Origin of the sequence: Rhizobium sp. NLR22b, assembly GCF_019685295.1 — a bacterium.
GTDB lineage: Bacteria > Pseudomonadota > Alphaproteobacteria > Rhizobiales > Rhizobiaceae > Rhizobium.
Genome location: NZ_JABDWM010000007.1, coordinates 126,783 through 149,252 on the forward strand (window position 1 = coordinate 126,783; position 22,470 = coordinate 149,252).

A 22,470-nucleotide genomic window follows, 5' to 3' on the forward strand; every position below is an offset into this window, starting at 1 on the left:
GAATTTACTGGCACTGGCGGCGTGGGCCGTAGTTAGGCTGGTAGGTGTTGTCCGAGGCGCGGTACGACCGATAGCGGGCGTAGCAATATTCAGCATGCGAGCTGTAACCACGTGAACTGTAGGCGCCGGACTGCGAGGCGATTATGCCGCCGATGAGGGCGCCTGCCGCCAGGCCGCCGATGATGGCGCCGGTGTTGTCGTGGTGGTGCCAGTGGCGGTGATAACGGTGGTCCCAGCCGTAGCGGTCGTCACGATAGTCGTGACGACCACGGTAGTAACGTCGGTCGCCATAATATCTGGGGCGGTCGCCGTAGTGTGAACAGACGATCGAGAACCTGCTGCAACCGACAGTCATAATTCGAGCATCGGTAGTTGCCTGTGCCGGCTGCGCCGCCTGTTGTACCGGACTCGGCACGAAGTTTGGGCCTGCGGATGCCGGCATTCCGGAGAATGCCGTCCCTATCGACAGAGCAATGATGGCCAATCTTTTCATCTCACTCACCAGGACACACATGGAAGGACAACGCGGATTGAGAAAATAAGTTTCATTTGGGAATTCTGAACAGCGACCTATGTGCGTATCCGCTAACGCAATGAGACTGGGCGGCCGTGCTATTGCGATCGTTACGGTGGTAGGGCCGCCTCTCTGAAAGCGCGCAACGGACATTATCTCATTTGAGCGGACGCATCAGGTCTTCCAGGGGTCGAGGCGTGGGCGGGGAAATGGGATCTGCTAAGGGATAAGCCTCCCACTCTCGGCCAGGACGACCGGAATTCGCAGGAAGTTCAAATTGCAAGGAGATCTTAAACTGGTTCTTATGGAGCTGCTGCTTCAATACCTGACATGTAACGCGTCACCTTAATGTCAGAAAGACTACCATGCAGCTTTCCAGAATCATCGGCCTTCTCTGTCTATCCACCAGCCTTGCGCTTGCGCCTCTCAACATCGTCTTTACCGATACATCGCCCGCCTTCGCAAAAGGTGGTGGCGGTGGCGGCAACGGCGGTGGTGGTCACGGCGGGGGTGGTGGCGGTGGTGGTAACGGCGGCAGCGGTGGTGGCGGCGGCAGCCATGGCGGCGGCGGTGGAAGCAGCGGCAGCCACAGTGGCGGCAGCAGCAAGAGCGGCGGCGGAAAGGATAGCGCCAGCTCCAGCGGTAAGACGACCGGCAGCCGCAGTGCGAAAACTTCGGGCAAGTCGGTCCAAGCCGGCAAGACGAAAACGACCAAGCAGACCGTCAGCACGAAAGGCGCGGCCAAGAAGACGACTATCGCCGCAGCGCCTGCGACTCGGCCCGCGAAGAAGCCCACGGCGGAACTCGCGGGACTGAATTCGCTGAAGCGCAATTACCACGCGCTGATGAATACCGCAGACCCCAAGATGGCAGCGATTTCGGCCTATGCTACCGCCTATGCGCAATATGAATTGGCTAATGGCGTTGAGCCGCCCGCGGACGATCCTGTTCTCGGCGACGCCGCTCTGACGGCAGCACTGGCTTCGGCGACCAAGACGGGCACGCTCAGCCCCGAAGCTTTGGCCTGGGCCAAGGATACGCTCGGCATCGGCACGGCTGTCGGCACGATCGATCAGATGAGAGACGCGTTGGCGGCTGCGGCGCCGGTCGCGGAAGAACCGGTGGCGGAGACCCCGACGACGGAGACTCCGGCAACCGAGACTCCGACTGGCGAAACCGCCGAGGGGAGCGAGACGACAGATCCTAGCGCGACCGCAGAAACGCCGGAAGCCGAGACGGGCAGCACGGAAGAATTATCGGGAACGACCGAGTCGGCGCCGGCTGTCGATTCAACCGAAACCTCGGCCACAGCAACGAGTACCGAGGCGACCGGCCTCTAAATCACCGGAAATGGCTAGCGTATCGGCTCGAAATCGGAATAGATTTTCGAGCCGATACATAGATTCAGAGTGTTAGCGCGCCCTTTGTGCGTCTGAAGCGGGGATCATGGGCAGAGGTTTCGCGAGGAAACTGACGCGCGCGGTCAGACGCGCTTCCCACCAGCAAGCAGTCGAAGCTGGTCTTCATCATGCACACCCTGCCGATAAAGCTCGATGATCAGAGCTCCGAGACGATCGGCGTCCCCGCCTGATCTGTCAATATCGAGCCCGCTACACAGGGCTTCATGCACACGCCTGCAAATATCCAGATCTGCGGAGGCGAGTGGTTCGTCACGCGTGCTGAAAAGCTTGTCTGACATCGCAATCAGCCCTTTTGGGATGCCGTGAATCGCTATTGTGCAAAAAGATAATTTCGCAGCCTTTGCTCTGCAAGATGGGCGAACGTCCGAAATCAGAACAATATGGCAGCCACGGCAGGCGCGACGCCAAGGGATCAAGTTGAAATCAATCGGCGCCTCGACCTGATGGAATAGGCGGGGAGAAGATCTCTATTTGGCCGCGGGATCCTTACCGCCCTGCTGCGACAGGCGCAACTCTTTCAGGCGTTTGGTCTTTTCCCGGCGAGCCCGCTGCTCCGCCTCGATGGTTTCCTTTGCGGCTCGCTCGGTATTTTCGAAACGATCCTGACGGTAAGCCTTTGATGAGGGTTCACGTTCTCTTGTCATGGCGGCTAAACGCAAATCGACGAAAACGGTTTCATGATAAAACCGTTTTGCCGAAATGCAGCGCGGCCGGCGGACGCCTTCCCAGCGCCCGGCGACACGTCGGATCAGCCTTTGATGAAGGCGAGGATGTCGGGATTAATGATATCGGCATGGGTCGTGCACATGCCGTGCGGGAATTTCTCGTAGACCTTCAGCGTCGCATTCTGCAGAAGTTTCGACGAAAGCAACGCGGAGTCGGCGATCGGCACGATCTGGTCGTCGTCGCCATGCATGACGAGGGTCGGAACCGTGATGATCTTCAGGTCTTCGGTGAAGTCGGTTTCCGAGAAGGCCTTGATACCGTCGTAATGCGCCTTGGCGCCGCCGATCATGCCCTGGCGCCACCAATTGTTGATGACCGGTTCCGACACTTTCGCCCCCGGCCGATTGAAGCTGTAGAACGGGCCGGCGGGAAGGTCATGATAGAATTGGGCGCGGTTAGCAGCGAGCTGTCTGCGCAGGTCGTCGAAGACTTCGATCGGCAGGCCGCCGGGATTGGCATCGGTTTTTACCATGATCGGCGGAACGGCGCCGATAATGACGAGCTTGGCGACTCGGCCCTGTGGCTGGCCGTGGCGGGCGACATAGTGGGTCGCTTCGCCGCCGCCGGTGGAATGGCCGACATGGACGGTATTCCTGAGATCGAGATGATCGACGACGGCTGCGGCATCGGCAGCGTAATGATCCATATCGTGGCCGTCGGCCACCTGGGTGGAGCGGCCGTGGCCACGCCGATCATGGGCGATGACGCGGTAACCCTTGTCGAGGAAGAAGAGCATCTGCGCGTCCCAGTCGTCGGAGCACAGCGGCCAGCCGTGATGGAACATGATCGGCTGGGCGCTCTTCGGCCCCCAATCCTTGTAGAAAATCTCGACGCCGTCCTTCGTTGTAACTGTGCTCATCTCATGGCTCCTTGTGGTTGGATCTGACTAAACAGGCTGCTGCAGGCGGGATTGGCAGCGCCACGAGCGCCGTGACGCCAATGACAGGATAAGAAAGTCGCGCTGGGGGATGGAAGCGACAATATGATGATGTTCTTATTGAATGCCTCGTTTTACTCTATTGATATGACAGAAGTTTGCATGATCAGTTGCCAGAACCCTCAGAGCCCTGTTAACCGGTGACGGCGACGCAATAGGGCGGTCCTTACCCGACTGCTTTCGCGCCGCGACATTCTTTGATCACGGTAGCTCGGCAGCGCAGTATAGGCGGCCGAGCTAACGGGCAATGTCCGCAATGAGCCACGTTATTCCGGTTCGTTCAATCTATACGTTCGGGTAGGTGTGTTCCGCCCACCATTACCTTGTGCCGGATGAAGCGCGCTGACGCTCACTTGAACAGGGATCGACGCCCAACCATCTAATCCCTCACAACAACGTCATGGCGACGATCGCATCCGCGATTGCTTTGCCGGCGGCGGGAAGTCTGCCGCCTGAGGATCAACACATGGGTTACATGGATAAGGATATAGTGCCCCAGAAAGACGGGGCGCTGATCGATGCCTATTCGCAGTCGATCGCAGGAGCAGTCGACGTGGTCGGCCCGGCGGTCAGCCGGATCGAGCGGGTGGGAGGCCGGCAGGGACATGGGTCGGGCTTTGCCGTATCGCCCGACGGACTGATCATTACCAACAGCCATGTCGTCGACGACGCCAAGGTGGTTCGCATCACGACGCCTGACGGATTCGTCACCGAAGGCCGGGTGCTCGGTCGGGATATCGATACCGATATCGCGCTTATTCGGGCCAATGCCAGCACCGGCGCCTGGGCGAGACTCGGCGATTCCCAGCGTCTGCGCAGGGGCCATATCGCGATCGCGATCGGCAATCCGCTGGGCTTCGAATGGACCGTCACTGCCGGTATCGTCTCGGCGCTCGGTCGGTCGATGCGGGCGGCCAGCGGCCGGCTGATGGAGGATGTCATTCAGACCGATGCCGCGCTCAATCCCGGCAATTCCGGCGGGCCGCTGGTGTCTTCCGGCGGCGAGGTTATCGGCGTCAATACCGCCGTCATCCAGGGTGCACAGAGCATCGCCTTTGCCGTCGCATCGAACACGGCCAATTTCGTGGTGTCGGAGCTTCTTCGCTATGGCCAGGTCAGGCGCGCCTTTATCGGCATAGCAGGCGACACGATCGTGCTGCCGCGACGGGTCGCACTCGCGGCGGGTATGGTTCAAACGACATCCGTCCGCGTCCGCAGGGTCGAACCGGAGGGGCCGGCGGCAAAGGGCGGGCTGCAAGAGGGCGATTACATCCTCGCCATCGACAGCAGCCCGGTCGGCGGCGTCGACGATATCGTCAGGTTGATGGATGGCAGCAGGATCGGCAGGGAGACGGAGATTTTGGTTTTCTCGGTAGCCGGCCGGATTGAGAAGAAGACATTGCTGCCAATGCCGCGGTCATGATGACTGTTGCCACGGAACGTTGCCGGCAGCCGCAGCTTACCAAATGAGCGCGCGACCGCGACTGGCTCGTTGAGAAGGCGCGCTCCAGGCGCCAGCCATGACTTGCCGGTGAAAGAGAGACACCGTTCCGTCACGTCAGGCGCTGACCGCCTCCGTCTCCATGCCGGAAAAGTCCACTGCCGCGAAAGCCGCCGCCAAGACCTCCGGTCCGGCACCGCTTTTTGCCGCGTCGGTAGAGAGGATCTGGCGGTAGCGCCGTGCCCCGGGCAGGCCGGTGAAGAGGCCGACCATGTGGCGGGCCACCTGCTGCAGCCGGCCGCCGCCGGCGATATGGCGCTCGGCATAAGCCATCATCCGGTCGCACAGCGCCTGCCAGTCGGGCTCGGCCGCCGGCGCGCCGAAGAAGCGCCGGTCGACGTCGGCGAGGATCGTCGCGTTCTGGTAGGCCGCCCGGCCGAGCATGACGCCGTCGACATGGGCGAGATGCTCGGCGGCCTCGTCGAGCGTGCGGATGCCGCCGTTGATGCCGATGAACACATCGGGCCAGCGCTGTTTCATCCGGTAGACGATCTCGTAGTCGAGCGGCGGGATCTCGCGATTCTCCTTAGGACTCAGGCCCTTCAGCCAGGCCTTGCGGGCATGGATCCAGATCGCGTCGGCGCCGGCATCGAGAACGCGCGTGATGAGTTCCGGCAGCGCCTCTTCCGGCGCCTGCTCGTCGACGCCGATCCGGCATTTCACCGTCACCGGCGCGGTGGCGACCGCCTTCATCGCCGCGACGCATTCGGCCACCGTCTCCGGCGTCAGCATCAGGCAGGCGCCGAAGGTGCCCGATTGCACGCGGTCGGACGGGCAGCCGACATTGAGGTTGATCTCGTCATAGCGATAGGGTTCGGCGATTTTCACCGCCTCGGCGAGTTTGAGCGGATCCGAGCCGCCAAGCTGCAGCGCCAGCGGATGCTCGGCGGCGTCATGGCCGAGCAACCGCTCGCGCGGACCATGGATGATGGCGTCGGCCACCACCATCTCGGTATAGAGCAGCGCCTGCCGGCTGATCTGGCGGTGGAAATAACGGCAATGCCGATCCGTCCAGTCGATCATCGGGGCGACCGCAAACACTGGAGCCCCTACTTTCCGGGATTTTTCATAGAAATTCAATCGAGTAACCCCGCTTTGACCTTTCCAGTTTTGTCAGTCGTTTTCCATCTCTTGCACGATTTTTCAGTGTTTGGTACAACAAAATCGTACCTATAGCTCAGAAAGTCGTACCCGATGGGAACCATCAACGCCCGCAAGCGTAAAGACGGTAGCACAGCTTATACAGCGCAGATCCTGCGAAAGAAAGGCGGGGCGATTGTCTGGCGAGAGGCCAAGACTTTCGACCGGGAGCGGGAAGCCAAGGCGTGGATCCGCTTCCGCGAGTCCGAGCTCGACCGGCCAGGTGGGCTGGACAAGGTCACTGCCAAGACGTCAACCCTCGCTGACGCTATTGATCGATATAATAATGAAAAGAGCGAGATCGGGCGCACGAAGGCCCAAGTGCTGGAGACCATCAAGGATTTCGCCATTGCCGGGATGGATTGCAGCAGCATCCGTAGCGGCGACATCGTGGCGTTCGCCCAAGAGCTCTTGAGCGGAGGTCGCAAACCACAAACGGTCGGCAATTACATTTCGCACCTGGCCGCGATCTTCCGCATCGCAAAGCCGGCTTGGGGGATGCAGTTGGACCAATCCGCGATGCGCGACGCTCAAGTCGTACTGCGCGATCTGGGAACGACTTCGAAGTCAGACAAGCGAGACAGGCGCCCGACGTTGGCCGAGCTCGACCTCCTCATGGAGTTCTTTGTCGAAAGGCAGACAAGGGCGCCACAGTCTGCACCAATGCACAAAATCATCGCATTCGCGATATTCTCAACTCGTCGGCAGGAGGAGATCACGCGTATTGCCTGGGCGGATCTCGACAAAGCTCACGGGCGCGTCCTCGTCCGCGACATGAAGCATCCCGGACAGAAAAAGGGAAATGACGTATGGGTCGAGCTTCCGCCAGAGGCTTTGCGGATCATCGAAACAATGCCGAAGAAGAAGGACCGAATTTTTCCCTACGGGACAGATGCTATCAGCGCCGCCTTTACGCGCGCTTGCCACACGTTGCAGATCGACGACCTGCGATTCCATGATCTCCGCCATGAAGGCGTGTCGCGTTTGTTTGAGACGGGGCGGACAATTCCGCTGGCGGCCAGCGTGAGCGGGCACAAGTCGTGGAGCAGCCTGCAGCGGTATAGCCACCTCCGCGAGGTGGGTGACAAATTCGAAAATTGGAAATGGTTAGACAGCATCTGCTCGTAGCTGACAGCGTTTGACATTTTTGTATGTTTACATCAGGCTTTCTTCATCGGCATCAGCAATGAAGGAGTGCGTCGAATACATGTCAACTGAGAAAATGAATACGGCCGAGGCTGCGAAGTACATCCGTAAGTCTCCATCCTGGCTGAACAAATCTCGTCTTAACGGATCGGGACCCGTATATTTGAAGGTCGGTGGATCTGTCATTTATCTTCTATCAGATCTGGACGCTTTCCTTGCGTCGCAGCGTCGAACGGCCGTTTACGACTTCAATAACGATAACAACCGAGCAGCTCTTCGCGTTGCCTGAGAGCGCCGCCGGCCAATTCTGGACAATTCAGCCAGCTCTGCCGACATAGCTTCCGCCACCACATCACCACCAATTTGCCGACCGGCCGCGCGCCGGCGAGGAGGAGAGACATGCGCGTTTCTGACATTCAAGGTCCGTCCCTAACCGAAGTCATCGCATTCACCATGATCGAGAAGCCCGAAGACGTCGCGATCGTCGAGCGTCAAGCCTCGGATCGCATGGCGGCAATTCGCGGATGGTATGGCTGGCAGATTGTCGACGTCGACGTCGTCGATGACGCTGACGAACTGGTGCGCCTGACCATCTACGCCCAACCTGTCGGCGCTGGATACCGGGAAGAGGTAACGTTTACGTTCCTGACCGATCGCGATGGCAAGCGTCGATCAGCGCGGCTCGATGCTTTTCTCGCGGCTTGCGGCGTATCGGAGCGCATAGATGACACCCGAGAAATCAAGGGCCGCTTCTTCGCAACCAAGAATCGCGGCCGAGGCGCCAGAGACTTCGGACCGCTGACCAACGCGCTGGTCGGCTGACCATGATAGTCGCCAACATGAAGCCTGCCGCCGATCCGGGCGGCGGGGCGATGAAGCACGTCGCAAATTTCGACCTGCAAATCACCGATGACATCAGGATCTGCGGAATGCGCCTGCTGATGGCGCCCGATGGTCGACTCCTGACCTATGCGCCCACGGCGCTGGGAGGTCGCCGGTCGGTGACATTCTCGCCGGAAACGACTGCAGCAATTACCGACGCCGCCCGCAACAGTTACTTGGAGCTCGTAACAGCCGATGACCGCAGCAGCACTGCAGCAGCCTGAAGTACCATCCCCTCTCGAAATCGCGCTCGGATATAACCGTCTCCAGTGGCCCGTATTTCCCTGCCGCCACGCTCCCGAAGATGTCGCAGACCCGCTGACCGGTGAGATCGAGACTCGCGGCGCCAAGACGCCTCTTATATCCAACGGGCTAAACGGCGCTTCCCTCAATGCGCCACTTATCGGAAGGTGGTGGGCGCGTTTCCCCGATGCCATGATAGGCATCCCCACAGGAAAGAAGATCGGCGCGTGGGTTCTCGACATCGACGTGCCGCCCGGGCATGCCGACGGCCGCCTTTGGCTCGCCGAGATGGAGGCAATGCACGGTAAGCTTCCTCCCACGCGCACGGCCACAACGGCCAGCGGCGGCCGGCACTATTTTTGGAAATATAGCTCCGACGTAAAGAACCGAGCGTCGATCGGTCCTGGCGCCGATCTGCGAGGCGAGGGCGGCTACGTCATTGCTGCCGGCAGCGTCATGGCCGACGGCCGACGCTATGCCTGGGACAACGACTTCGACATCGCTGAGGCGCCAGAGTGGCTGATAAAGCTGGCGACACCGCAGCAGTCGGCGCCGACGCCGGGTCACACCTTCGACTATCGTACCCGCGCCACCGATCGCTACGTGGAAGCAGGCGTCGACGACGAGCTACGCATCCTCGCGTCGACAGCGCCAGGCGGTCGTGGCCACCAGGTCAACGCCTCGGCTTATAATCTTGGCCGGTTTGTCGGCGCCAATCTCTTGAACCGCTCCGAAGCCGAGGCCGGTCTCTACGCCGCTGCGCAAGCCAACGGTGTCCTTGAGAAGGATGGAGAGCGCGAGACGTGGGCCAAGATCCGGCGCGGGCTAGACGCGGGCATACTGAAACCGAAGCACATCCCGGAACGAGAAGTTGCTGACAACACACCCCCGATGGATCACTCGCGGATGGTCGAGCGAGCGAGAGAGAAATCAGCTGCTCAAAAGCTAGAAGCGGCTAATGACAACGTCCCGCCCGCATCGACCATTTCCGAATTGCCTGTGGTCAATCCGGCTGATTGGCAAGACAAGGAAGTGCCGCCTCGCGAATGGTTTATCGCCGATTGGATACCTCACCGACAGGTGACAATCCTATCCGGCGACGGAGGCGTGGGTAAATCTCTGCTTGCGCTTCAGTTCGGCGCCGCGTCGGCGCTCGCGGTAGATACCGCAGGCCTTTCGCCCAAGCCTGGCAAGGTTCTGTATCTCGGCGCTGAGGACGAAGAGGATGAGTTCCATCGACGGCTTGCCGATATCGTCCGCGGACACGGGCGACATCTCTCCGACCTAAGCGATTTCCGGCTGGTGCCAATGGCGGATTTGGATGCCCTGCTGGCCGTCCCTGACGGCAAGGGGGTTTTGCAGCCAACGAAGGTCTGGTCACAGTTTTCCGATCTCGCTCGCGGCTTCAAGCCCAGGTTCATTGTTCTCGACACTGTCGCGGATCTTTTCGGTGGCGACGAGATCAAGCGCGGCCAAGCACGTCAATTTATCGGCATGCTTCGAAAGTTGGCCATCGAGTTGGACTGCTCGATCATGCTTCTGGCGCATCCATCGCAAGAAGGTATTCGATCGGGCACAGGGTCGTCGGGTAGCACTGGCTGGAAAAACAGCTCGCGCAGCATGCTCTATTTCAGTCGGTCCGATGACAAGGAGGCCGACACCGATCTTCGGTTTCTGACGAACAAAAAGCTCAACTACGCAAGTGTCGGTAACGAAATCCGGCTCCGATGGGAAAGCGGATGTTTCGTCCCCGAGGCGGCCGGGTCCTCACCAGCACTCGGATTGCTTAACCGGCAGGCAGAGAGGACCTTCATCGATCTTCTTCGCACCTTCTCGAGAACCGGCCAGCATGTCGGCGCGTCGCCAGGGACAAACTTCGCACCGGCGAAAATGGCGAAGCATCCAAGCGCCGGCGGCGTTTCAAAGAAATCACTCGAAGCTGCAATGCAGCGGCTCCTGGAGGATGGGGCAATCAAACTGGTTTGGGAAGGCCCGGCCTCGAAACAAAGACAGAGGCTAATCGTCACCGCGGATGATTATTTTTCACGAAAAAGGGACGAAGAGTGAATTTCCACCGACCCTTCCACCGGCCTTCCACCACCCTTCCACCGCGTTCCACCGACCCTTCCACCTCTCCCCCTACAACCCCCGGCGAGGTGGAAGCACCTCGCGGTGGTGGAAACCACCGCAGCGCTCCCACGCTCTGAAAGGAAAAGACATGCCGCATCTCAAAGATGAGAACAGGAGCCCACACCCGTGAACCCAACAGCATTCATGATGCGCAATCCAATCCGTAAAGGCGAGGATCTTCGGAGGTTCGTTATCCGTGTGATCACCGAGAACTGCGATTCCGACCTTCCCGGGGCTCGTGAAGAAATGATCGGTGAGGCGCTCCAGTTTTACCGGGCTAGGATAGTCGAGCACGTTCAGCAGGAAGAGCAAGACCGAGCCGCTGCTGATCGTCGTCACCTGGAAGCACGACTTGCGGATCTCACCGCCAAGTATGACGCGTTGGGGGCGCAGCACGCGCGGCTCAAGTCCACCATGCCGACGTCAATCTCAATACGCGAAGCGGAGGAGGCCAGGCTAGGCGCGTTCAAGCTGGCGCGCGAGAAGGCGGCGAAGCTCATGGAAGGTCCCGATGGCCAGCCCACGCCTTGGAGTGAGGCAATCCGGGAAAAGATCAAAGATCCGAAACCTAAGTGGACAAAATAGGAGGTGGAGACATGGCGACAGAAGAGACCGACGAGATTTTGGATGCTACGGGCCGGACCGTGTTCACGGGCAAAGAGCCTCACCCGTACCGAACCAACACGCGCTTCGCCAAGGTCAACGGCCAATGGGAGCCAATATTAACAAAGAAGCCAGCCGCGACCACTTTGATAACGCGCTCACCGGAAGAGCAGGTTCGGGAGCGCAACGCCAACAGGGCTGCGGCCCAGGCGAGAGCAAACGGGGAGAGACGCCGCATGGCGAAGTTAATAAGCAAGATCGTTAAACGGCAGTCAAAGGGCGACCCCGCCACCGTGCAAAGCCGAGCAGAGGACTTCCCGCTCCTGGAGACGTTGCGTCGAGACAAGAACGAAGAAGGCATCAAACTTGTTAGACGATACCGGTTGCTGGTCGCGCTCTGTGAAGCCGAGCCGCTGAAAGGGCTGGACTATAGCAGGGCGGATGGCGGCGAGGTTGTACGCGTCAGTAAACGGCTCACGCCGGAAGCCGACGTTGATAAGGCGGGGGCTAGCGGCTGGTCCGTAATCGCTGATGGTGAGATCAGATATTCATCGAAGATAAGGAAGAGCAAGGGCGCCCACGCTGAACCCTCGAAGCGTGTCGTCGTCGCCTCGAACGATAATGCGGCGGAAGGTAGCCGCATCAGATCGGAAAGCCTCCACATCAAGGTGACTGACGAAGTTCTGGTGGCGCAGATAGATGCCAAGCCAATCCTTGCCGAACTTCGCAGATCAATCGGCCCTCTCGTGGACCCATTTGAGGACGCTGTCCTGGGCGGCAAGACTTACGAGGAGGTGGGCCTCATCAGTGGTGCATCTGCGCGATATGCCGTGGGTGTAGGGAAGTCTTTGGTTGGTACCGCTATCGCATCCCTCACCGTCACATGGAAAGAAATAGACGCTCGTGAACGGCTGTTGGAGATAGAAGCCGCAAGGCGGTTGGCGTCCCGGAATGCAGCCAACGATAACCGCGCGGTCCGCAAAGCCTCATAGGGTGTCGCGCCACGCGCATTGAGGTCGCCAACGGTTGAGAGGGTGCATCGCTGCACCCCAAACCGTTTGCGGCAAAGTCCGCCGCTCCGTCATGCTGCAGTTGGGTGCAGCCGCTGAACGTGGGCGTAACTATCTGGCCGTGCACCGTGGCTGCTTCTGCGTAAACGGGCTCTAATCAGCGATGCAGGAAATTGAAACTCCTGCATCAGTCGGGGATGGATCAAGGCAGCGCTAACGCCCCACGTGGTGCTCGTTGCCATCCCCATCAATTCCAATTGCCTGTTGCGCGCCTCCTCTCGCAGCAATAGGCGATCATGCGGCTGCTCCACTGCGATACGCGGTGTTGAGCGGCCGCTTTCGTTTCAGCAGGGTAGAGCAGCATGGTAGCTCATCAGGCTAATAACCTGAAGGCCGTCGGTTCAAGTCCGACCCCTGCGACCACTGACGACCAGCGCCCATGGCGTGGCTGGTATAAGCTGGCTAGATGGGAGCGCAGACGGCAGGAGTTGTTCGCGGCTCATCCTCTTTGCGTTAAGTGCCTAGAGGTTGAAGAGATCGTGGTAGCTGACACTGCTGACCACATCACTCCACATCGTGGGGATCCTGATCTCTTCTGGCACGGCGCGCTGCAGCCATTATGCTCCTCATGTCACAGCCGATTGAAGCAACGTGAAGAGCTTGGTCAGACGACGAAGACATTCGGCGAGGACGGATGGCCGGTCGACTGACACCCCCCATTCAATGTTCAGGGCCTTCGGCTCCGGGGACCGGCGGGGGACAAGAACGCGTTACGCCGCAAGTTTTGAGATTATTTTTTGAGCAGTCTAGGAGCGAGCAATGGGCGCGAGAGGACCGCGGCCTGAAACTCCAGAAATACAGGCCCTGAAAGGCAATCCTGGTAAGCGCAAGAAGCGCGCGCCATCGATCAAGCCGACCGGCGAGACAGTCATTCCGAACTATCTGCAAGGAGACGCTCTGGCCTGCTTTAAAATGATTATGGCGGCCATGCCACCAGGATATTTTGCTTCCACTGACACCGGGTCAATAGCGGTCTATGCCGCGGCATGGGCGGATCACAAGTCGGCCGTTTCCGCGCTGGCAGTTGAACCAGCCATCGTTGATGGATCGACAGGAAACAAGCAGCCGAATCCATGGTTCAAAATCAAGAATGAAGCGGCGCGCATAATGATGGCCATGGGCGATCGGTTGGGACTTGACCCCAAGTCACGCGCAGCTCTTTCGCCTCCAGAGGAGAAGAAGTCATCGAAGTTCAGCGGCCTGATTGGGCGAAGCGCGGAGACGGCGTAACGACTGACGGCCTGGCACGCGCACAACAGGTGATTGATTTCATCGAACTACTGCGAGTGCCGAGCGGCGAAGGACAGGGCGAATACATCAGGCTTAGGCCATGGCAAAAGCAGTTTGTGGTTGACCTTTACGCGCCACAACACCCGGAAACTAACCGTCGACGAGTACGTCGAGCTATCTTGTCGGTGGCCAGAAAAAACGGAAAAACCGCGCTAATTGCCGCCATCGTGCTTGCTCATCTGGTTGGTCCGGTATCTGAGGTAAACGGCGAGATTTATTCAGCGGCTACTGACCGAGAGCAGGCTGGCCAGGTTTTCAAGTTCTGCCGGCAGATTGTTGAGGCGGATCCTGAGCTGGACGCGGCAAGCGGCGGGCTAATAACCGTCGTGCCATCGACCAAGACGCTCGTCTGCAAGAGCAACGGATCGTTTTATCGCGCATTGTCGGCGGAAGCCGGCACGAAGCACGGCCTAAACCCTTCGGTTTGGATCTATGACGAGCTTGCGCAGGCAAAGGATCAGGAGCTTTACGAGGTCATGAACACCTCGCAGGGCGCCAGGAAGGAGCCCCTAGGGATTGTCATCTCGACGCAGTCTCCAGATCCTGAGCACCCGCTTTCTAAGTTGGTGGATGACGCCCTTGTAGCCGACGACAACACCGTTCTGGTGCATCTGTATTGCGCCAATGATGACGCCGACATCATGGATGAGGCGGCATGGCGGGCAGCCAATCCAGCGCTTGGCGACTTTCGATCTATCGACGACTTGCGTGCGCTGGCCGTTCAGGCCACGCGAATGAAGACATTGGAGTCATCATTCCGCAACCTTTACCTAAACCAGCGTGTAGACCAGAACTCGCCTCTGATCCCGCGATCAGAGTGGAAGGCGTGCCAGACTGGCGAGACGCTGCGGCCAGGCGAGAAGATCTATCTTGGTCTCGACCTGTCGGCCGTTGGAGACTTGACCGCTCTTGTTGGTGTGTCTGCCGAATTTGCTGAAGATCGCATCGGGGCATGGCACTGGAAGCCACAGGAATGGGTTCACGACCACGCTCACCGCGACCGCGCTCCGTATGATGTTTGGGCGAGGGCTGATGAGGGTTGGTTAGAGACGCCGCCTGGCCGAATAGTCGATTACGGGTTTGTGGCGAAGCGAATCGCACAGATCCGCGATGATTACGAAATCGTCGGCATCGCTTATGACCGTTGGCGTATTGAGCAACTGCTGGCCGAATTCGTCCGCATCGGCGTCGATGCTTACATCGATGGCAAGGACAATGAACTGAGCGGTGGAATCAGGCTTGTTCCGTGGGGGCAGGGCTTCCGTGATATGGCGCCGGCCGTTGATGCACTTGAGGCTTCCGTGATTAACCGGAAATTCAAGCACAATGGCAATCCTGTGCTGGGTTTTTGCTTCTCGAACGCCATCGTGGTGTCAGATCCTTCCGGCAATCGAAAGCTAGACAAGACTAAGACGCGCTTTCGCATCGACGGCGCGGTCGCGACCTGTCAGGCGCTAGGCCTAAAGTACCGGGAAGTCGAAAAGCCTGCCGAGGCTACATCCTTTTGGGCCGTCCTAGATCCCAACCAGCAATATTGAAACAAGGAATGCCGGATGGGTATCATTGATAGGCTGCTCGGCCGCAAGGTCGAGGAGAAGGGTGTGTCGTTTGATCCAGTTTGGCTCAATTGGTTCGGCTCTCGTCAGTCGAAATCCGGCGTAGAGGTCAGTTGGGAGCGCGCTCTCGACGTTTCGACCGTATTCGCCTGCGTCAGGGTCATCGCCAATGGCGTCGCGCAGGTGCCGTTGCAGGTCATGAAGGAGCTGCCAGACGGCAAGGGCGGAACTCCGGCGCTGGATCACCCACTTTACAAGGTTCTAAATCGCCGTCCAAACAAGTGGATGACGGCCTTTGAGCTCCTTGAGACTATGATTTTCCACGTTGCCCTTACGGGCAACGCGTTCTTCTACAAGAATATGGTTCGCGGGAAGGTCAAGGAACTTATACCGATTGACCCAGGGTCGGTTACCGTCACCCGCAACAACGATTATTCGTTGACCTACCACGTCAGTGGCCTCGATGGTCGCACGATGGACTTTCCGCAGTCCCTGATCTGGCACGTCAAGGGGCCATCATGGGACACTTGGCGCGGATTGGACGCCGTTCGGCAGGCTCGTGAGGCAATCGGCCTGACGATCGCCACCGAAAACACGCAAGCCGAGATGCATTCCAACGGGCTGCAGGCGGCTGGCACGTATTCCACCGAGCAGAAGATCGCGCCGGAGGATTACAAAAAAATTCAGGCGTGGATCGCCGCACAAATAGGCGGCGCCAACAAGCACAAGCCGTTTGTCATCGATTCTGGGTTCAAATGGACGCAGCAGACGATGACTGGCGTCGACGCCCAGCATCTTGAGACGCGCAAATTCCAAACTGAGCAAGTTTGTCAGTCGTTTGGCGTGTTTCCGCAGATGATTGGCCACGCAGGCCAGGCAATGACGTTTGCCAGCGCAGAGCAGGTGTTTCTTGCGCACGTGGTCCACACTTTGGGTCCGTGGTGGCGCAGGATCGAGGAGTCGATCGACGCAAACCTGCTAGACGGCGAGGAAGATGAAGGTTTTTGCGCGAAATTCAACGCGAATGGCCTTCTCAAGGGAGCAGCTAAGGACCGAAGCGAGTTCTATTCAAAGGCGCTGGGTTCGGGCGGGTCGCCCGCCTGGATGACGCCGAATGAAATTCGCGCGCTTGAGGACATGAATCCGATCGCAGGCGGCGACGAATTGCCAAAACCCACGAATGTTGCTGGCGCAATGCCGCCAAAGCCGAAAGACGGCAAGCAGGATCCCAAAACATGACGACAAACAAAGGTGCCGGTGCCATTGAGCACCGCAGTTTTGGTCTTGGCGAGCTAAAAGTCGCTGACATTGCCGCTTCAGACGGCGAAATGACGTTTTCCGGCTATGGCGCCGTGTTCAACAACGTCGATGCTGGCGATGACCTTATCTTGAAGGGCGCCTTCGCCGAAACGATCAAATCGGCAAAATCAACCGGAATTTGGCCAGCAATGCTGTCTCAGCACGGCGTTTACGGCAGCCAAATGACCCCGATCGGGGTCTGGACCGAGATGAAAGAGGACGACATCGGCCTCTATGTCGAGGGAAAATTGGCGAATACCGAGCGTGGCCGCGAGGTCTACGAGCTTCTGAAGATGAAGCCGAGGCCGGCTATCTCGGGCCTGTCCATCGGCTACCGAGCCAAGGAATGGACGCTCCGCAGCACGCCAACCGAGCCGCGCCGGACGCTGAAAGCGGTTGATTTGCTGGAATGTAGCCTTGTGACGTTCCCAATGAACGGCAAGGCGCGCGTTCTGAGCGTGAAATCCGAGTTTAATCCGCGAGAAATCGAAGACAGCCTGCGAGATGCAGGCCTGTCGCGGGCTGACAGCGTGAAAGCTGTTGCGGTCTTCAAAAGCATGCTGCTTCGCGATGAAGCAGAGCCGGATACGGATCTTCGTGATGAAGAGGAAGCGGCAATCAAGAGCGACGCCCAGCTTACCGAGCTGGCGGAGCGCATCAAGGCGCTGATCGCCTGACGGCGGCACGCTCTTAACCAAGCACCACATCATCAGGAGATCAAATATGGCTGAAAAGTCTGCTATTGAGCAGGTCATGTCTGCCTTTGAGGAATTCAAAGCGGCCAACGACAATCGCATCAAGGAAATCGAGAAGAAGGGCGTCGCCGACGTCGTTCTGACCGAGAAGGTTGACCGCATCAATGCGGCCATGGACAAGTTCGAAGACGCCAACAAGAAGGCGACTGCCGAACTGCTCGAGACCAAGAAGGCCCTCGACGACGAAAAGAAGCACGTCGACGAGCTCGAGGAAAAGCTCAACCGCCTGTCGCTGGTCGGTGCAAATGACAATTTCCGCCGAGGCGAAATCAAGTCCAAGGCGAATACATGGGCTCGAGCTGTCTTCGATGCATCTGTCATTGGCCGGCACAGCATCAACACTGACCAGCAGAAGGCTCTTGCCGATGTTGATGCAGAATACAAGGCCCTCGGCATCTCGAATGACACGACCGGTGGCTACCTTGCGCCGGTTGAATACATCCGCGAGATCATCAAAAGCGTGACCGACGTCTCGCCAGTTCGCTCACTCGCTCGCGTTCGCCAAACTGCGTCCAAGGCGATTCAGATACCGAAGCGCACCGGCCAATTCGCCGCACAGTGGGTTGCTGAGCAGGGCACGAGGTCTGAGACCGACGGCCTGCGTTACGGCATGTGGGAAATTCCGACCCATGAGATGTACGCTCTGATCGATATCTCCAACCAGAACTTGGAGGATTCCGCATTCAACATGGAAGCGGAAATCAATTTCGAGGCGACGGAACAGTTCGCCGTCGCAGAAGGTGCCGCTTTCGTTTCCGGCAATGGCGTCGGCAAGCCCGAGGGCCTCCTCGTTGCTTCTGGCGTTTCTGGCAGCAACTCAGGTTCGGCTACCACGATCGCCGATGCTGACGGCCAGGCGGACGGCCTGCTCAAGCTGAAGTACGGCCTCAAGACCGCCTACACGCGCAATGCATCGTGGGCTCTGAACCGCACCACGCTGGGCTCTGTGCGCCGCCTGAAGGACGGGCAGAAAAACTACATCTGGATGCCTGGTATCGCTCTTGGACGCCCGAACACGATCGACGGCGATCCCTACGTCGAAGTTCCGGATATGCCGAACGAAGGCGCCGGCACGACGCCGGTTGCTTACGGCGACTTCGCCCGCGGTTATACGCTGGTCGATCGGATCCAGATGGAAATGCTGCGCGATCCTTACACCCAGGCGACGAGCGGCAACGTTCGCTTCATCTTCCGCCGCCGCCTGGGTGGTCAGGTCGTCCTGGCTGAAGCTATCCGCAAGCTGACCTGCTCTGTCTAAGCCAACAGCGGGCGGCCTTAGTGCCGCCCATTTCCAACTAAGAAGGAGATAGCCTGATGGCTTCCAGAGATCTTCACAATAATCTCGGCGTAGCTGTCGCGCTCAACATTGGCGCGATTTCCAGCAACACCACCACGAACGGCGCAATCATCGACACCCAGGGCTTTGAGTCCGTCGAGTTCGTTATTCAGTCTGGCACACTCACCGACGGCTCGTATGCGCCGACAATCACCGAGGGCGACCAGGCAAACCTCTCCGACGGCTCGGCCACCGCAGCAGCTGACCTGCTCGGCACGGCGGCCAACGCCACTTTCGCCGCCACTGACGACAACGTCGCCAAGAAGATCGGCTACAAAGGCGGCAAGCGTTATATTCGCCTGAACATCGTTTCTACCGGCGTCACGACCGGCGGCACCATCGGCGCCACCGCCATCAAGGGCAACGCTCGCAATAGGCCGGTGGCTTAATGATTCATCGGGTCGTGAAGTCGTTCCCATTTTCTGAGAATGGCTTCACGCTCGTTGACCTGAATGTGGGCGACGAGCGTGATTTTGGCTTGATGGCCGACGGCCTCGTTGCCGAAGGATGGGTTGAGGTAGTCGCCGTCGCTTACCAAGCCGGAAAAGCCGACGAGCCTGTTGCGACAAAGCCAGAACCTCGAAATCGCAGGGTGAAGTGAAATGGGTTTGCGCCTTATTACGGCGGTCGCGCCGATTATCAGCACGGCTGACGCAAAGGCGCACCTTCGTGTGCTGCACAGCGATGATGACGCTTACATCGACGGCCTAATCGCCGCGGCGGGCGACTGGCTCTTTGGTGAAAACAGTTGGCTTGGCAGGTCTGCCACATCATCAGAATGGGAGTATACGCTGTGCGAGTTCCCGTCTGGAAAGCTGGACATTCCTAAGCCTCCACTCGTGTCGGTGAGTGGGGTCTTCTATACGCCTCCGGATGGAGGTTCAGAGCAGGAAATTACTGTTTTCCGAACGATAGGCGAGGGCGGCAATGGATACATTCTCCCAGCCAAAAACGCTGAGTGGCCAGAAACTGACGGCGAACCGGAATCGGTTCGAATAGAATTCACGGCCGGATATGCGACTCTGCCGGCATCAATCAAACACGCGGCACTCCTTTTGATCGGCCATTGGTACGAAAACCGAGAGGCCGCGACAGAGGCGAAGCTGAGCGACATCCCCATGGCGGTTGATGCGCTCCTAATGCCCTACAGGAACTGGCCCGCTTAAAGGGCCGCAGGAGACTTTCCCATGGCAGACATTACGGTTACGCCAGCAAACGTGCTTCCGGGCACCAATGCAGGCATCGATTCCGGCATCGCCGGCGAGGCCATCGCAGCCGGCAAGACGATATATCTGAACGCCACAACCAATCGCTGGATGCTTTCAGACAACAACGGCACTGGCACCCGCCAGGTTCACGGCATCGCGCTCAACGCTGCATCGGCCGGTCAGCCGGTTGCTATCCAGAAGTCTGGCGACATCACCATCGGCGCGACGCTTGTTGCCGGCCAGGACTATTGGCTTAGCGGCACTCCTGGCGGCATCTGCCCTCGCGCAGACCTGACGACCGGCATGGATCCGGTTCTCGTCGGTATCGCAAAGACGACGGCCGTCCTTGCAATCTCGCCGATCGATCCAGGGGTTACACTCTAATGTGGGTTCGCTTTGTCGCTGATTTCGACTGGCGCGCGACGCCCGCCGTGACCATCGCGTACAAAGCGGGCACCATCGAATTTGTGACGAGGGCTTGCGCCGAAGAGGCTGGCGAGCGGGCCGAAGTCGTTGACCGGCCAGCTGGTCGGAAGTCACCAAAAGCGGGTGGACGATGACAGAGACCAAAGGCGCTGGTAGGCTTCGAGAGAGGCTGCACTTCCAAAGGCGCCAACTCGTCGACGACGGGTTTGGCAACGAGCAGGCCGGTGATTGGATCATAGTCTTCACGACTGCGGCCGAACTGAGGCCTTTGAAGGGAAGCGAGCCAGTCATAGCCTCTCGTCTGTCTGGCGTGCAGCCTTTCGTCATACAGATTCGTAGCTGCATCGAGGCGAGGAGCGTCACGACATTGTGGCGTGCGGTCGACGCGCGTAATACATCGCGGATCTTCAACATCACATCTGTGGCCAATTTCGACGAGAAGAACGCCTATCTAGACATGATGGCGGTGCAGGGAGTGGCGACGTAGTGGCTATCACAGCGGAGCTAAAGGGGCGCGAGGCACTCATGCGGCGCCTGAACCAACTGGCGCCGAACGTTGAGAAATATACTGCCACCGCAAAGCTCGAGGCAGCAAAAGAGGTTGCTGATGCTATTCAGGCTAGGGCTCCTCGCGGCGATACGCTGGAATATGCGGAAAGCATAGAAGGCGATCGTCTGTCGAGCCGGCCTCAGCAAGAAACCGTCGGCACAACCGCCACCAAAGATCCGTCGGCTGCCGGCATCTTCGCGGAATACATTTGGCGTTTCCTAGAGTTTGGAACGGCTCCGCACAGCACAGCAAAGGGCGGCGGCACAGTGCTCGGTAAGAAGCTTGCCGCAGCATCTGGCGCCGGTATGCACCCAGGCACCGCGGCGCAGCCTCACATCTTTCCGACATATCGCGCGATGAAGCCGGCAATCCGCAAACGAATTCGCGCGGCCGTCAACAAAGCTGTGCGCGAGGCCATGGGCAAATAGCCAGAAGGCAGGATATCTCATGGCAAGCCCAGATCTGGAACTGCAGGGCTCTATAGTGGCGCGATTGAAGGCTGACGCCACCCTTTCGGCGCTTATAGGCTCTCGTGTTTATGACCAGCCGCCGGAAGGCGCGACTTTCCCCTATTTCACCATCGGCGAGGCGCAATTCCTTCGTGACGACGCCACGTGTGTGAGTGGCGGCCAAGTCTATCTGACGATGCACGCGTGGTCGCGTGCCGTAGGCTTCCCAGAGGTTAAGCGGATCGCTGATGCAGTTACCGAAAGCCTGCACCTCGCACCACTTACGCTGGCCACCAATCATCTGATTTCGATCAATCACCGTCAGACGCGTGTTTTCCGCGACGCCGACGGCCTCACTTCGCACGCAGTCATCGAATTCGTTGCCTACGTCGAAAAGCCGACTGCGTAGCGCGGGCGGCATAATAACCATCGCGCCCACCGCGCTAATCACCACATCAGGAGACTATTATGGCATCAGTCGGTCAGGTACTTGGACGTACCCTGCTCATTCAAATCGGTGACGGCGGCTCCCCGACGGAAGTATTCACCAACCTTTGCGGCCTCAAAACCCGCAGCTTTAACCTCTCGGCAGGCGAAGTCGACACGACCATTCCGGATTGCGCCAACCCTGGCAACGTCGTTCAGAAGACGAGCCGCCCGGGAATTGCGAATCGCACGTTCACTGGATCTGGGGCTTACGTCGCCGGCGCCAATATGTCGGCATTCATGACGCATGTCATCAACGCGACCGCATTCAACGCGAAGGTGATCGTGCCCGGTCTCGGAACCTTCTCGGGCTCGTGGTTTGTGACCGATTTCACCGCGTCTGGTGACGTCGAGCCGAACATGGAATTCAGCGCGACCTTCACCGCCGGTGACACTCTCACCTTCACGCCTGAAGTCTAAGCGATCAGAAAGAGGAGAATTCTGTGGCTGATCAAGAATACAAGCATCCTGTCAACGAGGCGCGCGGCGAAGCGCGTCTCGTCATTGACGGCGTCGAGCTCGTAGTTGCGGCAACAATGGGCGGCCTTTCTGCCTTGTCGAGCCGCCTGCAGTGCAAGTCGCTGAATGATCTGTTCCTGCGGTTGTCTGGCGTCGAGGCGGCCGCCACTGTCGCCGCCATCGAACTTCTGTCCGTCAAGGGCAACGCTATTGAGGCGATCACTAAGCTGAAACTTAAGCACTTTCCGGCCTGCGCCGTGGCCTTTTCTGCGATCTTGGCCCATCACTTCGATGGTGACGAGGGAAACGTGGAAGCCGTCGACGAGGCGGCGTAGACGGAAAA

28 protein-coding genes and 1 tRNA gene are annotated in these 22,470 nt (G+C 58.9%); 24 read left to right on the top strand and 5 right to left on the bottom strand.

The features are described from left to right. Window positions 1–4 precede the first annotated feature (4 nt). Entirely contained in the window at window positions 5–493 is a 489-nt protein-coding gene (locus HJC00_RS13455; protein WP_221164164.1) for a BA14K family protein, read from the bottom strand. A 386-nt stretch (window positions 494–879) separates the two neighbouring features. Between HJC00_RS13455 and HJC00_RS13460 the strand changes: the two genes are divergently transcribed. After that, window positions 880–1,854 carry a hypothetical protein gene (locus HJC00_RS13460; protein ID WP_221164165.1) on the top strand — a complete coding sequence of 325 codons (975 nt, stop codon included), beginning with the start codon at window positions 880–882 and terminating at the stop codon, window positions 1,852–1,854. A gap of 143 nt (window positions 1,855–1,997) precedes the next feature. Here HJC00_RS13460 and HJC00_RS13465 read toward each other — a convergent pair whose 3' ends face one another. The 3 genes from HJC00_RS13465 to HJC00_RS13470 form a co-directional block, all read right to left on the bottom strand. After that, window positions 1,998–2,213 (bottom strand): hypothetical protein, encoded by a 216-nt coding sequence (locus tag HJC00_RS13465; RefSeq protein ID WP_210630913.1) that lies wholly within the window; start codon window positions 2,211–2,213, stop codon window positions 1,998–2,000. A gap of 189 nt (window positions 2,214–2,402) precedes the next feature. Continuing rightward, complete coding sequence (locus HJC00_RS33125; RefSeq protein ID WP_405047651.1) at window positions 2,403–2,636, bottom strand: hypothetical protein; 234 nt, start codon at window positions 2,634–2,636, stop codon at window positions 2,403–2,405. 47 nt (window positions 2,637–2,683) lie between these two features. After that, on the bottom strand, window positions 2,684–3,520 hold the full coding sequence (locus HJC00_RS13470; protein WP_210630914.1) for an alpha/beta fold hydrolase: 837 nt from the start codon (window positions 3,518–3,520) through the stop codon (window positions 2,684–2,686). Between the two features lie 544 nt (window positions 3,521–4,064). On the opposite strand from HJC00_RS13470, the gene HJC00_RS13475 reads away from it, so the two are divergent. Then, window positions 4,065–5,021 (top strand): S1C family serine protease, encoded by a 957-nt coding sequence (locus HJC00_RS13475; RefSeq protein ID WP_221145344.1) that lies wholly within the window; start codon window positions 4,065–4,067, stop codon window positions 5,019–5,021. Window positions 5,022–5,156: 135 nt separating this feature from the next. On the opposite strand, the gene dusA is transcribed toward HJC00_RS13475, so the two are convergent. Next, window positions 5,157–6,179 (bottom strand): tRNA dihydrouridine(20/20a) synthase DusA, encoded by a 1,023-nt coding sequence (dusA, locus tag HJC00_RS13480; protein ID WP_221102481.1) that lies wholly within the window; start codon window positions 6,177–6,179, stop codon window positions 5,157–5,159. A gap of 114 nt (window positions 6,180–6,293) precedes the next feature. Between dusA and HJC00_RS13485 the strand changes: the two genes are divergently transcribed. From HJC00_RS13485 to HJC00_RS13590, 22 genes are all read left to right on the top strand, one after another. Further along, on the top strand, window positions 6,294–7,367 hold the full coding sequence (locus tag HJC00_RS13485; protein ID WP_221102482.1) for a site-specific integrase: 1,074 nt from the start codon (window positions 6,294–6,296) through the stop codon (window positions 7,365–7,367). Between the two features lie 471 nt (window positions 7,368–7,838). Further along, window positions 7,839–8,207: a hypothetical protein gene (locus tag HJC00_RS13490; RefSeq protein WP_221102483.1), complete on the top strand. Its 369-nt coding sequence runs from the start codon at window positions 7,839–7,841 to the stop codon at window positions 8,205–8,207. 17 nt (window positions 8,208–8,224) lie between these two features. Further along, on the top strand, window positions 8,225–8,491 hold the full coding sequence (locus HJC00_RS13495; protein ID WP_221102484.1) for a hypothetical protein: 267 nt from the start codon (window positions 8,225–8,227) through the stop codon (window positions 8,489–8,491). Further along, complete coding sequence (locus HJC00_RS13500) at window positions 8,463–10,577, top strand: bifunctional DNA primase/polymerase (RefSeq protein ID WP_221164166.1); 2,115 nt, start codon at window positions 8,463–8,465, stop codon at window positions 10,575–10,577. The genes HJC00_RS13495 and HJC00_RS13500 overlap by 29 nt, the downstream gene beginning before the upstream one ends. Window positions 10,578–10,766: 189 nt before the next feature. Further along, window positions 10,767–11,225 carry a hypothetical protein gene (locus HJC00_RS13505; RefSeq protein ID WP_221164167.1) on the top strand — a complete coding sequence of 153 codons (459 nt, stop codon included), beginning with the start codon at window positions 10,767–10,769 and terminating at the stop codon, window positions 11,223–11,225. Window positions 11,226–11,236: 11 nt separating this feature from the next. Continuing rightward, the gene (locus HJC00_RS13510) at window positions 11,237–12,235 is read left to right on the top strand and encodes a hypothetical protein (RefSeq protein ID WP_221164168.1); all 999 of its coding nucleotides are present in this window, start codon (window positions 11,237–11,239) and stop codon (window positions 12,233–12,235) included. A gap of 364 nt (window positions 12,236–12,599) precedes the next feature. Continuing rightward, a tRNA-Ile gene (locus HJC00_RS13515) sits at window positions 12,600–12,676 on the top strand. Window positions 12,677–12,741: 65 nt separating this feature from the next. Next, window positions 12,742–12,963 (top strand): HNH endonuclease, encoded by a 222-nt coding sequence (locus HJC00_RS13520; RefSeq protein WP_259672253.1) that lies wholly within the window; start codon window positions 12,742–12,744, stop codon window positions 12,961–12,963. 109 nt (window positions 12,964–13,072) lie between these two features. After that, window positions 13,073–13,543 carry a phage terminase small subunit P27 family gene (locus HJC00_RS13525; RefSeq protein WP_221164169.1) on the top strand — a complete coding sequence of 157 codons (471 nt, stop codon included), beginning with the start codon at window positions 13,073–13,075 and terminating at the stop codon, window positions 13,541–13,543. 29 nt (window positions 13,544–13,572) lie between these two features. Further along, entirely contained in the window at window positions 13,573–15,141 is a 1,569-nt protein-coding gene (locus tag HJC00_RS13530; protein WP_221164170.1) for a terminase TerL endonuclease subunit, read from the top strand. Window positions 15,142–15,156: 15 nt separating this feature from the next. Beyond that, entirely contained in the window at window positions 15,157–16,398 is a 1,242-nt protein-coding gene (locus HJC00_RS13535) for a phage portal protein (protein WP_221164171.1), read from the top strand. Further along, window positions 16,395–17,135 (top strand): HK97 family phage prohead protease, encoded by a 741-nt coding sequence (locus tag HJC00_RS13540; protein WP_221164172.1) that lies wholly within the window; start codon window positions 16,395–16,397, stop codon window positions 17,133–17,135. Before HJC00_RS13535 ends, HJC00_RS13540 begins: the two co-directional genes overlap by 4 nt. Window positions 17,136–17,181: 46 nt before the next feature. After that, window positions 17,182–18,471, top strand: coding sequence for a phage major capsid protein (locus HJC00_RS13545; protein WP_221164173.1), 1,290 nt, complete (start codon window positions 17,182–17,184; stop codon window positions 18,469–18,471). 56 nt (window positions 18,472–18,527) lie between these two features. Then, a complete protein-coding gene (locus HJC00_RS13550) occupies window positions 18,528–18,938 on the top strand; it encodes a hypothetical protein (protein WP_221164174.1) in 411 nt (136 codons plus the stop codon). Further along, entirely contained in the window at window positions 18,938–19,150 is a 213-nt protein-coding gene (locus tag HJC00_RS13555; RefSeq protein ID WP_221158296.1) for a hypothetical protein, read from the top strand. Before HJC00_RS13550 ends, HJC00_RS13555 begins: the two co-directional genes overlap by 1 nt. 1 nt (window position 19,151) lies before the next feature. Then, complete coding sequence (locus HJC00_RS13560) at window positions 19,152–19,715, top strand: head-tail connector protein (protein WP_221158297.1); 564 nt, start codon at window positions 19,152–19,154, stop codon at window positions 19,713–19,715. Window positions 19,716–19,736: 21 nt separating this feature from the next. Further along, window positions 19,737–20,141: a hypothetical protein gene (locus tag HJC00_RS13565; RefSeq protein ID WP_097541833.1), complete on the top strand. Its 405-nt coding sequence runs from the start codon at window positions 19,737–19,739 to the stop codon at window positions 20,139–20,141. A gap of 172 nt (window positions 20,142–20,313) precedes the next feature. After that, window positions 20,314–20,670 (top strand): head-tail adaptor protein, encoded by a 357-nt coding sequence (locus HJC00_RS13570; protein ID WP_221164175.1) that lies wholly within the window; start codon window positions 20,314–20,316, stop codon window positions 20,668–20,670. 38 nt (window positions 20,671–20,708) lie between these two features. Beyond that, on the top strand, window positions 20,709–21,161 hold the full coding sequence (locus HJC00_RS13575) for an HK97 gp10 family phage protein (protein WP_259672254.1): 453 nt from the start codon (window positions 20,709–20,711) through the stop codon (window positions 21,159–21,161). A 19-nt stretch (window positions 21,162–21,180) separates the two neighbouring features. Next, window positions 21,181–21,591 (top strand): DUF3168 domain-containing protein, encoded by a 411-nt coding sequence (locus tag HJC00_RS13580; protein WP_221102498.1) that lies wholly within the window; start codon window positions 21,181–21,183, stop codon window positions 21,589–21,591. 59 nt (window positions 21,592–21,650) lie between these two features. After that, window positions 21,651–22,088 (top strand): phage tail tube protein, encoded by a 438-nt coding sequence (locus HJC00_RS13585; RefSeq protein ID WP_097541837.1) that lies wholly within the window; start codon window positions 21,651–21,653, stop codon window positions 22,086–22,088. A gap of 23 nt (window positions 22,089–22,111) precedes the next feature. Continuing rightward, window positions 22,112–22,462, top strand: a complete 351-nt coding sequence (locus HJC00_RS13590) for a hypothetical protein (RefSeq protein WP_221164177.1) — start codon at window positions 22,112–22,114, stop codon at window positions 22,460–22,462. Window positions 22,463–22,470 lie beyond the last annotated feature (8 nt).

Coding starts and splice junctions, on each gene's coding strand:
- HJC00_RS13455 (WP_221164164.1), bottom strand. CDS start 493: ATGAAAAGATTGGCCATCATTGCTCTGTCGATAGGGACGGCATTCTCC.
- HJC00_RS13460 (WP_221164165.1), top strand. CDS start 880: ATGCAGCTTTCCAGAATCATCGGCCTTCTCTGTCTATCCACCAGCCTT.
- HJC00_RS13465 (WP_210630913.1), bottom strand. CDS start 2,213: ATGTCAGACAAGCTTTTCAGCACGCGTGACGAACCACTCGCCTCCGCA.
- HJC00_RS13470 (WP_210630914.1), bottom strand. CDS start 3,520: ATGAGCACAGTTACAACGAAGGACGGCGTCGAGATTTTCTACAAGGAT.
- HJC00_RS13475 (WP_221145344.1), top strand. CDS start 4,065: ATGGGTTACATGGATAAGGATATAGTGCCCCAGAAAGACGGGGCGCTG.
- HJC00_RS13485 (WP_221102482.1), top strand. CDS start 6,294: ATGGGAACCATCAACGCCCGCAAGCGTAAAGACGGTAGCACAGCTTAT.
- HJC00_RS13490 (WP_221102483.1), top strand. CDS start 7,839: ATGATCGAGAAGCCCGAAGACGTCGCGATCGTCGAGCGTCAAGCCTCG.
- HJC00_RS13495 (WP_221102484.1), top strand. CDS start 8,225: ATGAAGCCTGCCGCCGATCCGGGCGGCGGGGCGATGAAGCACGTCGCA.
- HJC00_RS13500 (WP_221164166.1), top strand. CDS start 8,463: ATGACCGCAGCAGCACTGCAGCAGCCTGAAGTACCATCCCCTCTCGAA.
- HJC00_RS13510 (WP_221164168.1), top strand. CDS start 11,237: ATGGCGACAGAAGAGACCGACGAGATTTTGGATGCTACGGGCCGGACC.
- HJC00_RS13525 (WP_221164169.1), top strand. CDS start 13,073: ATGGGCGCGAGAGGACCGCGGCCTGAAACTCCAGAAATACAGGCCCTG.
- HJC00_RS13535 (WP_221164171.1), top strand. CDS start 15,157: ATGGGTATCATTGATAGGCTGCTCGGCCGCAAGGTCGAGGAGAAGGGT.
- HJC00_RS13540 (WP_221164172.1), top strand. CDS start 16,395: ATGACGACAAACAAAGGTGCCGGTGCCATTGAGCACCGCAGTTTTGGT.
- HJC00_RS13545 (WP_221164173.1), top strand. CDS start 17,182: ATGGCTGAAAAGTCTGCTATTGAGCAGGTCATGTCTGCCTTTGAGGAA.
- HJC00_RS13550 (WP_221164174.1), top strand. CDS start 18,528: ATGGCTTCCAGAGATCTTCACAATAATCTCGGCGTAGCTGTCGCGCTC.
- HJC00_RS13555 (WP_221158296.1), top strand. CDS start 18,938: ATGATTCATCGGGTCGTGAAGTCGTTCCCATTTTCTGAGAATGGCTTC.
- HJC00_RS13560 (WP_221158297.1), top strand. CDS start 19,152: ATGGGTTTGCGCCTTATTACGGCGGTCGCGCCGATTATCAGCACGGCT.
- HJC00_RS13565 (WP_097541833.1), top strand. CDS start 19,737: ATGGCAGACATTACGGTTACGCCAGCAAACGTGCTTCCGGGCACCAAT.
- HJC00_RS13570 (WP_221164175.1), top strand. CDS start 20,314: ATGACAGAGACCAAAGGCGCTGGTAGGCTTCGAGAGAGGCTGCACTTC.
- HJC00_RS13575 (WP_259672254.1), top strand. CDS start 20,709: ATGCGGCGCCTGAACCAACTGGCGCCGAACGTTGAGAAATATACTGCC.
- HJC00_RS13580 (WP_221102498.1), top strand. CDS start 21,181: ATGGCAAGCCCAGATCTGGAACTGCAGGGCTCTATAGTGGCGCGATTG.
- HJC00_RS13585 (WP_097541837.1), top strand. CDS start 21,651: ATGGCATCAGTCGGTCAGGTACTTGGACGTACCCTGCTCATTCAAATC.